Here is a 15,139-nt window from a genome sequence, read left to right as displayed (position 1 = left end):
CCGGCGCGCCCCCTGTGACACGCCGAACGGGCAGCCTATCGGCTCGCCGGCACGACCTTTGACCTCAGAGGCAGTTCCCGCGAGGAACGTCCCGCGAACACCTCGCGGCGGCCGGTGCCCCGCACCCAGGCGTGCTTGTCCGGGTCCCACGACGACAGCGTCCGGGCATCGATGTCGACGGTGACGCGCTGCGCCGCGCCCGGCGCGAGGGTGATCCGCCGGTAGCCGGCGAGTGCGCGCACCGGCTGGTCGAGCCGGAGCTCCTCGGAGGGGCCGACATACACCTGGGCCACGTCCGTGCCCTTGCGCCGGCCGGTGTTGCGGACCGTGAACTCCACGCGCAGCCCGCCGCGCTGCGGCCGGACCGTGAGCTTCTCGTACTGCCAGGTCGTGTAGGACAGGCCGTGCCCGAAGGGGAAGAGCGGGGTCTCCCGCTCGGTGTCGTACCAGCGGTGGCCCACGTGGACGCCCTCTGCGTACTCCTGTCGGCCGCCCACCCCCGGGTAGCGCGACGGGTCCGAGCCGACCGGGGTCGTCCGCTCGTCGGCCGGGAAGGTCTGGGTGAGGCGGCCCCCGGGGTCCACGTCGCCGAAGAGCACGTCGGCGGTGGCTCCGGCACCCTCCTGCCCCGGGTAGTACATCTGGAGGACGGCTCCGGTACGGGAGAGCCACGGCATGGTGGTGGCGGACGAGGTGTTGAGCACGACCGTCGTACGGGGGTTCGCGGCGGCCACCGCCTCGATCAGCCGCTCCTGCCCGCCGGGGAGCGCGAGCGAGGTGCGGTCCCTGCCCTCGGTGGAGTCCTCGTAGGCGAACAGGACCACGCTGCGGGCCGCCTTCGCGGTGCGCACCGCCTCGGCGAGGTCCGCGGCCCGGATCGCCCCGGTGATGTGGCGCAGGCGCAGGCGCTGGCCCTTGTCCCCGCCGGCGGCGGTCAGGGCGAGCCGGTGGGTGCCCGCCTTGAGCGCGAGGGTGCGGCGGCGCACGGCCATCCCGTCGGGTGCGGAGCCGAGCAGTCCGCCCGCGTAGTGCTCGGCCATGCCCGGCCGGACGGGGAACAGCTCCTCCCCGTCGAGGCGTACGCCGGGCCGCTTCCCGGTGTAGTGGACCAGCAGGGTCCACTCGTCGTCCGCCGCCAGGCGGAACTCGCCCTCGTACGTCCACACGCGCCCGGGGCCGACCTCGCGGGCCTCCAGGTCCGCGGCCGGAGTCAGCAGCTTCGCGGGGAGCGGCCGCCCGTAGAGGTCCTCGCCGAGGGCGTGGTGCACGGCCCCTCCGTTCCCGGCCCGCCGCCGGATGGCGGTGAGCGGGGCGGCCGCGCCGTCGGGGACCACGTGCGAGCTGCCCCCGCCGCCGGTGAACGGCACCTGGGCGGTGGGCCCGATCACCGCGATCGAGCGGGCCGCGGCCCCGGTCAGCGGCAGGGTGCCGTGCTCGTTGCGCAGGAGCACCGCCCCGGCGGTGGCCACCTTGCGGGCGACGCGGGCCCCGGCCGCGGCGTCGCGCGGGGGCCGGGCGGATTGCCGGGCCGCGAGCAGCCCGAAGCGGTCCATGGTGGTCAGGATCCGGTGCACGGCCTGGTCCACGGCGGCCTCCGGTACCGAGCCGCCGCGCACCGCCTCGCGCAGCGGCTCGCCGAAGTGGGTGCCTCCGGGCATTTCCATGTCGAGGCCGGCGCGGATGGCGGCGACGGTGCTGTGGGCGGCACCCCAGTCGGAGACCACCCAGCCGTCGAACCCCCAGCTCCCCCGCAGCAGTTCGTCGAGCAGGGGCCCGCTCTCGCAGGCGTGGACGCCGTTGACCTTGTTGTAGGAGCCCATGACGGCGCCCGCGCCGGCGGCGACGGCGGCCTCGAAGCCCCGCAGCTCGGTCTCGCGCAGGGTCTGCTCGCCGACGGTCACGTCGACGGTGTCGCGGCCCTGTTCCTGGTTGTTGAGGGCGAAGTGCTTGACGGTGGCGATGAGTCCCTCGTCCTGGATGCCGCGGACCAGCTCGCCGACCAGGTCGGCGGTCAGGCGCGGGTCCTCGGAGAAGGTCTCGAAGTTCCGGCCGGCGTACGGGGTGCGGATGAGGTTGACCATGGGGGCCAGGACGACGTCCTGGCCGAGGGCCCGGCCCTCGCGGCCGATGACGCGTCCGTACTCGCGGGCCAGCGCCGGGTCGAAGGCGGAGGCGAGCAGCACCGGCGCGGGCAGTGCGGTGGCGGGCCGGTCGACCCGCACCCCGGCGGGCCCGTCGGCCAGGCGCAGGGCCGGGATGCCCAGCCGCGGTACGCCGGGCACGTATCCGGCCTGGCCCCGGGGGGCGGGGTCGGCGGCCCCGTGCAGCAGGGCGGTCTTCTCCTCGAGGGTGAGCCGCTCCAGCAGGGCGTCGATCCGGGCGGCGCCTCCCGTGCCGGTGCCGGTACCGCTCCCGGCGGCGGGTGCGCCCGGTGCGCCGCCGGCGGACCCCCGCGGGACGGCGCCGGGCGGCGGCACGGTCGGGGCGCAGCCTCCGGCGGCGAGGGAAGCACCCGCAGTGCCCGCCGCCGCGATCAGCCTCATCGCCGAACGTCTGGACACGTCCTCGCTCATGGGTGCTCCCTGCGGCGTGGGTCGGCGGGAGCGGCCCGCGCCGGACCGCTCCCCGTGCCACTGTGCGCCGCGGGCCCCCGGGCCCTGCCGAGACGCGCCACCGGGGGCGCCCAGGTTCAGCCCTCCGGCAGGGGCGGCAGGCTGTCGGTGGTGCGCCGGGGCTCGTCCTGACGCTGGACACGGGCCTCGGTGCGGTGTCCGCGCGCGATGTAGTCCCGTACGACGGCCTCCACCGCGTCCTGCGGGGAGCCGACCCCGGCGAGCACCATCACCTCCACCACGAGCTCGGCGTCGAGGCTGATGTTGACCTTGGCCACGGGTACCCCCTCCATCGTCGTGCCAGGACTCTAGCGCCGGAAGCAGGACGTGCCCGCCGCCCCATGGGGCGGCGGGCACGTACCGGGCCGGGCGTTACGCGTTGGGGCGCAGGGTCCAGACGACCGTCATCTCGCCGGTCACGGCCTCGTCCTCGCGCTGGATGGCGATGGTGACCGGGAACTCGGGGCGGCCGCCCGCGTCGAGTTCGGCCACGACGTCGGCGGCCGGGCGGCCGAGGGTGGCGGTGGCGGTGACGACGCCCTTGGCGAGCTTCTTGTAGCCGATCTCCGCCTTCACGGCGAGGGGCACGGCCCGGGAGAGCTGGTCGCCGAAGGCGGCCAGGACGATGGCGCCGCTCGCGGACTCGGCGAGGGTGAACATGGCGCCGGCGTGCGGGCCGCCGACGTGGTTGTGGTAGTCGGGCTGGTCCGGAAGGCGGACGACCGCACGCTCGGGGGTGGTCTCCAGGAACTCGAGGTTCAGGGTCCGGGCCATCGGCACGGTCGCGGCGAGCAGTTCGCCCACGTTCATCTGATCTGCGCTCATGAAACGCGATGTTACCCGCGAGTAGACAGGATTGGCCAGAGCTCTTCAGGGGGCGGCCGTGGCTCCCCGGCACCGCTCCCACTATCGTTACCGGCCATGTGGCCAGGACAGCAGCAGCCGCCCGGGGGCGAGCAGAACCCCCAGGACGCGCATCAGAACCCGTACGCGCAGCCGCCGGGACAGCCGGCGCAGCCGAACCCGTACCAGCAGCAGCCGGGTTACGGATACCCGCAGCAGCCCGGCTACCCGCAGCAACCGGGCTACCAGCAGCCCCAGGCCGCCCCGGGCCAGCCCTGGGCCCAGCCCCAGCCGCCCCAGCAGCCCCAGCCCTCCGGCGGGAGCCCGTACTCGACGAGGACAGTGGCCATCGTCGCGGCCGCCGCGGTGGTCGTGGCGGCCGCCGCGACCGGCGCGTACGTCCTGACCCGGGACGACAAGAACACCGAGGCCAACGACAAGCCGGCCGCGAGCTCCTCGGCACCGGTGGAGGCACCCGCCCCGGCCGGCAGCAGCGCCAACCCGCGGGCCGGCGGCGCCATGCAGCCCGTCATCCCGGGCTGGAAGGTCGTCACCAACACGAAGTACAACGTCGCCTACGACGTGCCCCCGGAGTGGAACGTCAACGACCCCGGCGTCTCCCTCTTCTACGACGACGACGTCAAGAACGACGGCAAGCCGGTCATCACCATGTCCGGCACCGCCACCCTCAAGCAGGAGTGGTGCACGGTCGACAAGGACGCCGACGGCAACCTCGAGAAGTTCTCGATCGCTGACGCCGGCGTCAAGGGCGCCCAGGGAGCCAAGGACACCGCCCAGGCCGCGACCGACAACACCGGCACGTGGGTGTGGGCGGGCTTCGCCCAGAAGGAGCCCAAGGGAACGGTCAAGGTGACCGACCCCAAGGAGTTCACGACCGCCTCCGGGATCAAGGGCCACATGGTCGTCGCGACCGCGCCGAACGTGAAGAAGGAGCACAAGTGCTCCACCGACGGCAAGGCGGTCGGCTTCGCCTTCAAGAACGCCGCCGGTGACTTCGCCAGCTTCGCCCTGGTCACCGCCGCCGGTGTGAAGGAAGAGGTCCCGACGGACATCTCCGACAAGATCCTCAGCTCCATCCGGCTCAGCACCGGATGATCACCGGCTGAACCCGCCCCGGACCGGACCGGTAATCCATTTGGATTTCTCGGCCCGGGGCGGGGATAGTCCGGGGGTGAGCTCTCCACCCGACGCACCGCACCGCACACGCGCGCCCCGCCCCCGCCGCAGCCGGCCGGAGTGGGCCGGCCGCAACTACACCCTGCTCACGGGTGCGGCAGTGGTGACGAACCTCGGCAGTCACGGGGCGCTCATCGCCTCCGCCTTCGCCGTCCTGGAAGCCGGCGGCTCGGGCGGCGACGTGGGCCTGGTCGCGGCCGCCCGCACGCTGCCGCTCGTCCTCTTCCTGCTCGTCGGCGGAGCCGTGGCCGATCGGCTGCCGCGCCACCGCGTGATGGTCGCCGCCAACGCCCTGAACTGCATCTCGCAGGCCGTCTTCGCGCTGCTCGTCCTCACCGGCGACCCGCAGCTGTGGCAGATGATGCTGCTGACGGCCCTGTGCGGCACCGGTACGGCCTTCTTCAACCCTGCGGCCGAAGGCATGCTGCTCTCCACGGTCTCCGGCGAACACGCCAACCGCGCCTTCGCCCTCTTCCGCATGGCCATGAACGGCGCCGGCATCGGCGGGGCGGCCCTCGGCGGGGCGATGATCGCCGCGATGGGCCCGGGCTGGGTGCTGGCCGTGGACGCCGCCGCCTTCGCGATCGCCGGGGCGCTGCGCGCCTTCCTCGACGTCAGCCACACGCCCGACCGGGCACCCGGCGGCGGTCTCCTGGCCGACCTGCGGGAGGGCTGGGTGGAGTTCCGCACCCGGCCCTGGCTGTGGAGCATCGTGCTCCAGTTCTCCGTCGTCGTCGCCGTCGTCGGCGCCGCGGAGGCGGTCTACGGGCCGCTGGTCGCCCGGGACCAGCTGGGCGGGCCGGCGCCCTGGGGCCTGGCCCTGGCGCTGTTCGGCGTCGGCACCATCGCCGGGGCCGTCCTGATGGTCGCGTGGAAGCCGCGGCGGCTGCTGCTGGTCGGGACGCTGTGCGTGTTCCCGCTGGCGCTGCCGTCGGCCGGACTGGCCGTGCCGCTCCCCGTGTGGGGGCTGTGCGCGGTGATGTTCGTCAGCGGAGCCGCGATCGAGGTCTTCGGCGTGAACTGGATGACGACGATGCACCAGGAGATCCCGGAGGAGAAGTTCTCCCGGGTCTCCGCCTACGACTGGTTCGGCTCGGTCTCGATGCTCCCGCTCGCCACGGCCCTGGCCGGGCCGGTCGAATCGGCCTTCGGCCGCACCGAGGCGCTGTGGGGCTGCGCGGCCCTGGTCGTCCTGGTCACCGCTCTGGTCCTGCTGGTCCCGGACGTGCGCCGCATGACGCGCAAGCCGTCCGTCCACAAGACCGGGGGTCCGCTCGCGTCCGACCCCGCCGCTGCCGCGGCCCCCGCGGTGTCCTCGCCGTCCTCGTCCGGCCTCACCCCAGGCTGAAGGCGCCCTCCGGCGGAGCCGGCGAGGGGGCCGCGTCCGCGTCGGAGACGGTGGCCGCGCCCCTGACGAAGCGGGCCAGGCCGTCACCGTACTCGACTCGGGCGGGAAAGGCGTCGGACGCGCACCGCCGGGCCAGCGCCCCCACGTCCAGCGGGGCGTCGGAGGCCAGCAGCACGGCGTTCCCGAAGCGCCGCCCCCTCAGCACGGACGGCTCGGCGACGAGGGCGAGCTCCGCGAAGGCGGCGGCGAAGTTCGCCAGTTGCGTCCGCAGGAACTCGAAGGGCGCCCCGTCCGCCAGGTTCGCCGCGTACAGCCCGCCGGGCCGCAGCACCCGTGCGGCCTCCCGCGCGTACTCCAGCGAGGTCAGCTGCGCCGGCACCCGTGAGCCGCCGAACACGTCGGCCACCACCACGTCCGCGCTGCCCGCGGGCGCCGCCTCCAGCCAGGCCCGGGCGTCGGCGGTGTGCACGGTGATCCCGGCCCCCTCCGGCAGCGGCAGGTGCTCGGCGACCAACTCGACCAGGCCGGCGTCGAACTCCACCACCGACTGCCGGGATCCGGGCCGGGTTGCCGCGGCGTAGCGGGGCAGGGTGAGCGCGCCGCCGCCCAGGTGCAGCAGGTCCAGCGGGAGCCCCGGCTGCGCCGCGCAGTCCAGGACGTGCGCGAGGCGGCGTACGTACTCGAATTCCAGGTGCTGCGGATCGTCCAGGTCCACATAGGACTGCGGGGCCCCGTCGACGGTCAGCAGCCAGGCCCGTTCCCCGTCGACGTCCGGCATCAGCTTGGCGGTGCCCTGGCCCACGTCCCGTATCACCGGGATCCGTTCGTCGCTCACCGCTCCATTGTCCGGCAGGCGCCGGGCTACCGGAGCGGGGGCCTCAGGTCGCCCGGCCCGCGCGCCTCAGTCCGTCGCGCCCGACCAGACGGCAGCCGCCTCGGAGGCGTGCGCCGCGGCCTGCGCCAGGCCGGCGCGGGCCGCCGGGTCCCGCCGGGCCGGGTCCAGGACGTTGCGCCCGAAGGCCTTCCGGGCCGTGGCCGACGGGGTGATGAGCAGGACCTTCGCCCCGGCCTCGCGCAGCCGGGCCGCCTGCGCGGCCGGTGAGGGGACGAGCCCGGAGCCGAGTGCGATCGGGGCGATGATCACCACGCGCGCGTAGTCGGCGGCGAGGTCGGCGTTGGTGGCGGAGCGGATGCCTCCGTCGATGAAGCGGCGTTCGCCGACCGTCACCGGGGGCCACACCCCGGGCACCGCGCAGCTCGCCGCCACCGCGTCGACCAGCCCGCTGCCGCTCTCGCGGTCGAAGGCCTCGAGCTCACCGGTGAGCGCGTCCACCGCGGTGACCACGAGCCGCCGCTCGGGCCACTCGTGCGAGACCAGGCGGGCCGCCAGCACCTTGCGGCGCTCGGCCTCGGGGCCGGTGTCCGCGGCCAGGGCCATCGCCCCCACCCGCCGGCGGTACGCGGCCGCGTCGCTGCGCGAACGCACCATCGCCAGCGCGTACCGGGCGAAGACGCCCGCCCCCAGCTTCGCGGCGCTCTCCCCCGCCGCGTCGCCGAGCTGGCGCTCGTACAGCTCCTGTGCGCTGAGTCGTCCGGAGGTGAGCTGGGCGCCGACCACCGAGCCGGCCGAGGTGCCCACCACCAGGTCCGCGGTGGTGAGGTCCACGCCCGCGCGGGCGAGCCCGTAGAGGATTCCGCACTCCCAGCCGATGCCGGTCAGTCCGCCGCCGCCGAGCACCAGTGCCGTGCCGCCGCCCATTCCGCCCGCCCCTCCGTCGTGCGCATGTCTGTGGTGACGGCAGTCTGGCGCAGCCTTCCTGCCGCCACCACAGCGGGGTCCCGGTCGGGCGGGTCAGCCCAGGACGGCCGTCACCGTCCCGGCGCCGACGGTCCGTCCGCCCTCACGGATCGCGAAGCCGAGGCCCGCCTCCAGCGGGACGTCCCGTCCCAGCTCGACGGTCATCGCGACCGTCTCGCCGGGCCGGGCGACGCCCGCAAGGCCGAGGTCCACGTCCCCCACCACGTCGGCGGTGCGGATGTAGAACTGCGGCCGGTAGCCGCTGGCGACCGGCGTCGTACGGCCGCCCTCGCGCCCGGAGAGCACGTACACCTGCGCACTGAAGCGCCGCTTCGGCGTCACGCTGCCGGGGGCGGCCACCACGTGCCCACGGCGCACGCCGTCGCGCGGCACCCCGCGCAGCAGCAGCGCGACGTTGTCCCCGGCCTCGGCGGACTCCATCGGCTTCCCGAAGGTCTCCAGGCCGGTGACGACCGTCTCGAGCGGCTCGCCGTCGCCGCCCAGGAGGGCGACGCGGTCGCCGATGCGTACGCTGCCCCGCTCGACGGCGCCGGTCACGACCGTCCCGCGCCCGGTGATGGTCAGCACGTTCTCCACGGGCAGCAGGAACGGCGCGTCCGTGTACCGCACGGGCGTCGGCACGTACGTGTCCACCGCGTCCAGCAGCGCCTCGATCGCCCCCGTCCACCGTGGGTCGCCCTCCAGCGCCCCGAGCCCGGAGACCCGGACGACGGGTGCGCCGTCACCGCCGTACCCGTGCGCGGTCAGCAGCTCGCGGACCTCCAGCTCGACCAGGTCGGTCAGCTCGGGGTCCCCGGCGTCGGCCTTGTTGAGCGCGACGACGATGTGGTCGACGCCGACTTGGCGGGCGAGGAGCACGTGCTCGGCGGTCTGTGGCATGACCCCGTCGAGCGCGGAGACGACGAGGATCGCGCCGTCGAGCTGCGCCGCTCCCGTGACCATGTTCTTGATGTAGTCGGCGTGACCGGGCATGTCGACGTGGGCGTAGTGGCGGGTGTCGGTCTCGTACTCGACGTGCGTGAGGTTGATGGTGATGCCCCGCCGGGCCTCCTCGGGGGCCCGGTCGATGCGGTCGAAGGGCACGAAGGAGGCGCCCCCGCGCTCGGCGAGGACCTTGGTGATGGCGGCGGTGAGGGTGGTCTTGCCGTGGTCGACGTGACCCATGGTGCCGATGTTGAGGTGCGGCTTGGTCCGCACGAAGGCCGTCTTGGCCATGATCTCTTCCCGTTGCTCGAAGCGTGGACGGGACCCCTGAACCGAGCCGACCCTCCCCCTGCGGGGTCCGCCGGACGATCCGGGAAGGGTCAGCTTCGTGCGCCGTCGAATGCGGCGAAGACGGGTGCGTCCGCGAATTCGGCAGCCTTCGGCGCGTCCGCGACTGCGGACGGCGCTGCGGGGAAGGCGTACCGGGACATGTCCCCGATCCTGCCGGACCGTCCCGCGTCCGTCGAATGATTTACCGGGTGAACCCGCGGGCGCTCAGAGGTTCTTGAGCGCTTCGCGCACGGAAAGCGGGGACAGGGCGGCGCGTTCGGCGTCGACGAAGGCCCGCACCGCGTCGGGGTCCGTCTTCGCGTACTCGCGCAGGGACCAGCCGATGGCCTTGCGGAGGAAGAAGTCCGGGTGGCCGGCCTGGCGGCGGCAGTAGGCGAAGAGCCGGCCGGTGTCGGTGGCGTCCTTGTAGCGGAGTTGGTGGAGGAGGGCGGTGCGGGCGAGCCACAGGTCCTCGCCGGCGATCCATTCGTCCATCACGAGGGCGAGGCCGGGGTCTGCGGCCACCAGCGGGCCGACGGTGTGCGCGGCGAGCAGGTCGACGGTGTCCCACCAGGGAACGGTGGTGATCAGGTGCCGGGCGACCGGGAGGAGCCCGGAGGAGCACGTGTCGACGTGGCGGCGCAGGTAGTCCACCGCGAAGTAGTGGTACTCGCGCTCGGGGAGCCGCCAGCAGCGCAGCGCGAGCGCCGCGACGTCCGTCCCGGACGGCCGGGGAGTGTTCTTGGTCACTGCCTTCGACAGTTCGCGGCGCAGCGGTGTGGGGATGCCGAGGAAGGGCGCGACGTGCTTCATGTACGCGGTCATGGCCTCGGCCCGCGCGGGATCGGCCGCGGGTGCGTACGTTCCGGTCAGCCGCTCCAGCAGGGTGTCCGCGAGGGTGCTGCGGGGAACCCTGGGGGGCCGCCCGTCGTTCGACAGCATGAGGCCCAGATTACGGCGCGATGCCGCATAGCTGGGCTAGTCTCCCGGGATGTCCCTCCTCCTCGCGCCGTGGGCCCGGCTGGCGCTGCTCGTCGTGCTGCTCGCGGCGGCCGGTGTGTGCGTGCTGGTCTACGAACCCCAGCGGATCCTCTCGGAGGGCTGGCCCCCGGGTCTCCCGGTGGGCGCGGCTGTCCTGTTGTTCGCAGCCGTGTACGGCGTGTGCTCGGCGGCGTTCGTGCCGCGTCCCCTGCTCAACCTGGCTGCGGGAGCCGTCTTCGGCACGCAGTTCGGGCTCGTCGCGGCGGTCGGGGGCACCGTGCTGGGTGCCGGGATCGCCTTCGGGCTCGGTCGGGTGATGGGTCAGGAGGCTTTGCGTCCGTTGCTGCGCGGGCGCTGGCTGGAAGCGGCCGACGGGCAGCTGAGCCGGCACGGGTTCCGCTCGATGCTGGCGGTGCGGCTCTTCCCCGGTGTGCCCTTCGTGGTGGCCAACTACTGCGCGGCGGTGTCCCGCTGCGGCTGGGCTCCGTTCCTGCTCGCGACGGCGCTCGGCGTGGTCCCGAACACCACGGCGTACGTGATCGCCGGGGCCAGCGCGTCCTCCCCCGGCTCTCCCGCGTTCCTCATCTCGTTCGGCTTCATCGTGGTCTCCGTGGTGGCCGCGGGGATCGTCGGCTGGCGCAAGAGGCACCGCCTGGCACCCCCTCGTACCGGCGGTCCGGCGTATGAACTGACCTCACAGCACCCCCCAGTGGTCAGCGGTGCTTCGCACGGGCCCTAGCATCGGACCCGAACTGCCCGACGATCACAAGGACGAGCGCACCCCGACATGAGCTGGTTCGAATCCCTAATCCTCGGTCTCGTCCAGGGGCTTACGGAGTTCCTCCCGATCTCCTCCAGCGCCCACCTGCGGCTGACCGCGGCATTCGCCGGCTGGCACGACCCAGGAGCGGCCTTCACGGCCATCACCCAGATCGGCACCGAGGCCGCCGTTCTGATCTACTTCCGCAAGGACATCGCTCGGATCGTCTCCACCTGGTTCCGGTCCCTGTACACGAAGGCCCTGCGCTCCGAACAGGACGCCAAGATGGGCTGGCTGGTGATCGTCGGCTCGCTTCCGATCGGCATCCTCGGCCTCGTCTTCAAGGACGCGATCGTCGGCCCGGCCCGTGACCTGCGGCTGACGGCCACGACCCTGATCGTGATGGGCATCGTGCTGGGCATCGCCGACCGGCTGGCCGCGCGCGACGAGGAGGGCGGCCGGCACCGGGCGATCCGCGAGCGCAAGACGCTCCAGCAGCTGGGCGTCAAGGACGGTCTGATCTTCGGCTTCTGCCAGGCGATGGCCCTGATCCCGGGCGTCTCCCGCTCCGGTGCGACGATCTCCGGCGGTCTGCTGCTGGGCTTCACCCGCGAGGCCGCCGCCCGCTACTCCTTCCTCCTCGCCATCCCGGCCGTGCTGGCCTCGGGCGCTTTCGAGATCAAGGACGTGATCGAGGAGCCGGGCCACATCTCCTGGGGTCCGACGGTCTTCGCGACGGTCATCGCCTTCTTCGTGGGCTACGCCGTGATCGCGTGGTTCATGAAGTTCATCACCACCAAGAGCTTCATGCCCTTCGTGATCTACCGCATCCTGCTCGGCATCCTGCTCTTCGTGCTGATCGGCACGGACGTGCTGAGCCCGCACGCCGGCGAGTCCGGCTCGTAGCGCGCCGGATTCCACCACTTCGCGTGAATCGGAGGCCGCTCGGGAACGTTCCCGGGCGGCCTCCGCGTCGTTGTTCACGAAGAGAGCGGAAGGCAAGCAGCAGGGGGTGTCCCATGGGGCGAGTGGTACTGGAGCGTTTTCCGGCCGGAAGTCCGCGGGGGAGCTGGCCCGCCGAGGAGTACGCGGCGCAGCGGATGCGCGAGGGCGTACCGGCCGAGGTGGTCATGGATCTCGCGAGCGACGCGTTCCTCGTCGTGGTCCGGCAGCGGGAGGCACGTTCCGGTCACTGACGGGACGCGCGGGGATCCGGTCGGCGCACGCCCCTTGGCCTCGCGCCCGCGCAGCCCCACACTGACCCGATGACGCAGCGTGTGGATCTCGCGACGGTAATGGACCGGTTGGCGATCGACGACGTGGTCACCGGCTACGCGGTGGCCGTCGACGACGGCGACTGGGCCGCCTACCGGGCCCTGTTCACCGCCGGTGGGCGGGCCGACTACAGCTCGGCCGGCGGGATCGAGGGTCCGGTGGCGCAGGTCGCGGAGTGGCTGGAGCAGACCATGACGCTCTTCCCCGTGCGTCAGCACCTGATCGTCAACCGGCTGATCCGGCTGGAGGACGTCGCCGGCTCGCCCGGTGACAGCGCCGAGGTCCGGGCGGACTTCCTCAACCCGATGCGGCTGGAGGGCCCGGAGGCCGACGGTACGGTCACCTCCCCCAATTTCGTGGCCGCCGGCCGCTACACCTTCGCGCTGGCCCGCACCCCGGACGGCTGGCGGCTCACCCGCGTCACCGTGCACGAGAAGTGGCGGCACATGACCGCGTGAGCGCGTCCCCGCGGGCCCGTTCGCGCGGACCCGTTCGCGCGGTACCGGAGGGCGGTTCCGCCCTGCACTGCCACACTGGAAGCGGAGGCGCGCCATGATCCCGAAGCACGACGGGTGGTCCCGCCGCTGGCGCGCGCCCGCCGCGGTCGCCGCCGGGGCGCTGCCCGCCCTCGCGTTCCCCGCCCCCGCGCTGTGGTGGTTCGCCTACGTGGCCCTCGTGCCCTGGATGCTGCTGCTGCGCTCGGCCCCCGGCGGGCGGCGGGCGGCCCTGGAGGGCTGGCTGGGCGGCGCAGGGTTCATCCTGGCCGTGCACCACTGGCTGCTGCCGAGCCTGCACGTGTTCCTGATCCCGGTGGCGGCTCTGCTGGGGGTGCTGTGGATCCCCTGGGCGCTGCTGGTGCGGGAGCTGCTCGGAGGCCGCCCGTCGGCGGGCCGGGCGGCCTGCGCGGTGGTCCTCGTACCGGCGGGGTGGCTGTTGTCGGAGCTGGTCCGCTCCTGGCAGGGGCTGGGCGGGCCGTGGGGGCTGCTGGGAGCCAGTCAGTGGCAGGTCCCGCCGGCGCTCCGGCTGGCCTCGGTGGGCGGGGTGTGGCTGGTCAGTCTGCTGCTGGTGGCGGTGAACTGCGCCTTGGTGCTGCTGGTCGCCGTGCCCGGGGCACGGGTCCCGGCGGTGGCCGGGCTCGCGGGTTGTGCGCTGCTGACGGGCGCGGTGTGGGTGGGGGCGGTGCGGCCCGCGGAGTCGGGCGGGCTGCGGGTGGCCGTCGTACAGCCGGGGCCGGTGCCCGACGGCCCCGACAGTGCGGAGCGGCGGTTCGCGGCCGGTGAGCGGCTGACCCGGCCCTTGGCCGGGCAGCGGGTCGACCTGGTGGTGTGGGGCGAGAGCAGCGTGGGCGAGGACCTGTCGGCCCGCCCGGACCTGGCCCGCCGGCTGGCGGCGCTGTCCGCGGAGGTCGGGGCTCCGCTGCTGGTGAACGTCGACGCGCGGAGTGCGGACCGCCCCGGGATCTACAAGAGCGCGGTGCTCGTCGGGCCGGGCGGCCCGACGGGCGACCGGTACGACAAGATGCGGCTGGTCCCGTTCGGGGAGTACGTGCCGGCCCGGGCGCTGCTGGGCTGGGCCACCTCGGTCGGCAGGGCGGCCGGCGAGGACCGGATGCAGGGGGACGCCCCGGTGGTCATGGACCTGCCGGGACAGCGCGAGGGGGGCCCGGCCGTCCGTCTCGGCCCGCTGGTCTGCTTCGAGTCCGCGTTCCCCGACATGAGCCGGCGCCTCACCCGCGACGGCGCCTCCCTGCTGATCGCCCAGTCGGCGACCTCCACCTTCCAGGAGAGCTGGGCACCGGCCCAGCACGCCTCCCTGGCGGCCCTGCGCGCGGCCGAGAACGGGCGCCCGATGGTCCACGCGACCCTGACCGGGGTCAGCGTCGTGAACGGCCCGTCGGGCGAGCGCATCGGCTCCGCACTGCCCACGTCGGCGCGGACCGCCGAGGTGTACGAGGTGCCGCTCGCCCGGGGCTCGACCCTCTACGTCCGCTTCGGGGACTGGCCGGTGACCGCGGCCCTCGCCGCCCTGGCCTTCTACTGCGGTGCGGCGGGCGCCCGTTCGCTCAGGAGGCCTTCGCCGCCTGTTCCAGAGCCGAGTTCACCACCAGCTCGCACAGCTCGTGGGTGAGCAGCGCGTCGCGTGCGCTGAGGGTCCGTCCCGCCGCGACCGCCTGCAGGAAGTGGTCCACCACCTGCTCGATGCCGCGCTGGCGGGCGACGGACACCCAGTCCCCGCGGCGGCGCACGGTGGGCTGGCCCTTGTGGTCGATGACCTCGGCGAGGTTGACGACCTGCCGCTTGGTGTCCGTCCCGGAGACCTCCAGGACCTCCTCGTTGGAGCCGGACAGGCGGTTCATGATGCCGAGCGCGCTGAAGCCGGCGCCGGAGAGGTGCAGGACCACCTGGCACATCAGTCCGTCGCGCATCACCGCCCGCGCGTCGGTGTGCTCGACCTCGCCGGGCAGCAGGAAGCGCAGGGTGTCGACGACGTGGATGAAGTCGTCGAGCACCAGGGTGCGCGGGTCCTCGGGCAGGCCGACCCGGTTCTTCTGCATGACGATCAGGTCGCGCGGGTGGTCGGCGCACTGCGCGTACCCGGGCGCGAAGCGGCGGTTGAAGCCGACGGCGAGAGAGACCCCGCGCTCCTCGGCCAGCTCGACGAGGCGCCGTGACGCCGCCAACTCGTAGGTGAGCGGCTTGTCCACGTACGTCGCCACACCGGCCTCCAGCAGCCGGGAGACGATCTCGGGGTGGGCACCGGTCGGTGCGTGCACGAAGGCCGCGTCGAGCCCCTCGGCGAGGAGGGTGTCGAGATCGGTGTGCCGGTGTGCGGCGGGGACCCGGTGGACCGCGCCGACGCGTTCCAGCGTTTCGGGAGTACGGGTCTGCAGGTGCAGTTCGATGTCCGCGCGGGTGGTGAGGACGGGCAGGTACGCCTTCTGCGCGATGTCGCCGAGTCCGATGCAGCCGACCTTCACCGGGGCCTCCAAGTTCGGTCCTTGTGGGATCTTGGCAGCTTAATCCCTGGTGACCGGGGCCCGGTTCGCTCAG

At 73.7% G+C, this 15,139-nt stretch carries 15 protein-coding genes; 7 read left to right on the top strand and 8 right to left on the bottom strand.

The window, feature by feature from the left end:
- Positions 1-35 precede the first annotated feature (35 nt).
- The 3 genes from OHA91_RS31410 to OHA91_RS31400 form a co-directional block, all read right to left on the bottom strand.
- Positions 36-2,573, bottom strand: a complete 2,538-nt coding sequence (locus OHA91_RS31410) for a glycoside hydrolase family 3 C-terminal domain-containing protein (protein WP_328740458.1) — start codon at positions 2,571-2,573, stop codon at positions 36-38.
- Between the two features lie 116 nt (positions 2,574-2,689).
- Positions 2,690-2,890, bottom strand: a complete 201-nt coding sequence (locus OHA91_RS31405; protein ID WP_031149951.1) for a type II toxin-antitoxin system VapB family antitoxin — start codon at positions 2,888-2,890, stop codon at positions 2,690-2,692.
- Positions 2,891-2,984: 94 nt separating this feature from the next.
- Positions 2,985-3,422, bottom strand: coding sequence for a DUF4442 domain-containing protein (locus tag OHA91_RS31400; protein ID WP_031149949.1), 438 nt, complete (start codon positions 3,420-3,422; stop codon positions 2,985-2,987).
- Positions 3,423-3,533: 111 nt separating this feature from the next.
- Between OHA91_RS31400 and OHA91_RS31395 the strand changes: the two genes are divergently transcribed.
- Complete coding sequence (locus OHA91_RS31395; protein ID WP_328740457.1) at positions 3,534-4,571, top strand: hypothetical protein; 1,038 nt, start codon at positions 3,534-3,536, stop codon at positions 4,569-4,571.
- Positions 4,572-4,647: 76 nt separating this feature from the next.
- Positions 4,648-6,000 (top strand): MFS transporter, encoded by a 1,353-nt coding sequence (locus OHA91_RS31390; RefSeq protein ID WP_328740456.1) that lies wholly within the window; start codon positions 4,648-4,650, stop codon positions 5,998-6,000.
- On the opposite strand, the gene OHA91_RS31385 is transcribed toward OHA91_RS31390, so the two are convergent.
- The 4 genes from OHA91_RS31385 to OHA91_RS31370 all read right to left on the bottom strand — a co-directional run bounded on the left by OHA91_RS31385 (position 5,987) and on the right by OHA91_RS31370 (position 10,015).
- Positions 5,987-6,778 (bottom strand): spermidine synthase, encoded by a 792-nt coding sequence (locus OHA91_RS31385; protein ID WP_266504261.1) that lies wholly within the window; start codon positions 6,776-6,778, stop codon positions 5,987-5,989. The genes OHA91_RS31390 and OHA91_RS31385 overlap by 14 nt on opposite strands.
- 123 nt (positions 6,779-6,901) lie before the next feature.
- The gene (locus OHA91_RS31380; protein ID WP_031149940.1) at positions 6,902-7,759 is read right to left on the bottom strand and encodes a patatin-like phospholipase family protein; all 858 of its coding nucleotides are present in this window, start codon (positions 7,757-7,759) and stop codon (positions 6,902-6,904) included.
- Positions 7,760-7,852: 93 nt separating this feature from the next.
- A complete protein-coding gene (tuf, locus tag OHA91_RS31375) occupies positions 7,853-9,034 on the bottom strand; it encodes an elongation factor Tu (RefSeq protein ID WP_031149938.1) in 1,182 nt (393 codons plus the stop codon).
- 264 nt (positions 9,035-9,298) lie between these two features.
- Complete coding sequence (locus tag OHA91_RS31370; protein WP_031149937.1) at positions 9,299-10,015, bottom strand: DNA alkylation repair protein; 717 nt, start codon at positions 10,013-10,015, stop codon at positions 9,299-9,301.
- Between the two features lie 49 nt (positions 10,016-10,064).
- On the opposite strand from OHA91_RS31370, the gene OHA91_RS31365 reads away from it, so the two are divergent.
- The 5 genes from OHA91_RS31365 (at position 10,065) to lnt (ending at position 14,216) form a co-directional block, all read left to right on the top strand.
- Positions 10,065-10,793, top strand: coding sequence for a TVP38/TMEM64 family protein (locus OHA91_RS31365; RefSeq protein ID WP_031149935.1), 729 nt, complete (start codon positions 10,065-10,067; stop codon positions 10,791-10,793).
- Between the two features lie 48 nt (positions 10,794-10,841).
- Complete coding sequence (locus OHA91_RS31360; RefSeq protein WP_031149933.1) at positions 10,842-11,720, top strand: undecaprenyl-diphosphate phosphatase; 879 nt, start codon at positions 10,842-10,844, stop codon at positions 11,718-11,720.
- Between the two features lie 113 nt (positions 11,721-11,833).
- Positions 11,834-12,010: a hypothetical protein gene (locus OHA91_RS31355; protein WP_106967693.1), complete on the top strand. Its 177-nt coding sequence runs from the start codon at positions 11,834-11,836 to the stop codon at positions 12,008-12,010.
- A 69-nt stretch (positions 12,011-12,079) separates the two neighbouring features.
- On the top strand, positions 12,080-12,547 hold the full coding sequence (locus tag OHA91_RS31350; protein WP_031149931.1) for a nuclear transport factor 2 family protein: 468 nt from the start codon (positions 12,080-12,082) through the stop codon (positions 12,545-12,547).
- A 94-nt stretch (positions 12,548-12,641) separates the two neighbouring features.
- Positions 12,642-14,216, top strand: a complete 1,575-nt coding sequence (gene lnt, locus OHA91_RS31345) for an apolipoprotein N-acyltransferase (protein ID WP_031149929.1) — start codon at positions 12,642-12,644, stop codon at positions 14,214-14,216.
- Here the strand turns inward: lnt and OHA91_RS31340 are convergent.
- Positions 14,152-15,066: a Gfo/Idh/MocA family protein gene (locus OHA91_RS31340; protein WP_328741187.1), complete on the bottom strand. Its 915-nt coding sequence runs from the start codon at positions 15,064-15,066 to the stop codon at positions 14,152-14,154. The two genes, lnt and OHA91_RS31340, sit on opposite strands and share 65 nt — an antisense overlap.
- Positions 15,067-15,139 lie beyond the last annotated feature (73 nt).

The organism is Streptomyces erythrochromogenes (assembly GCF_036170895.1).
GTDB lineage: Bacteria > Actinomycetota > Actinomycetes > Streptomycetales > Streptomycetaceae > Streptomyces > Streptomyces erythrochromogenes.
Note: the sequence above shows the minus strand (reverse complement) of the source record. Positions and strands in the feature narration are given on the sequence as shown.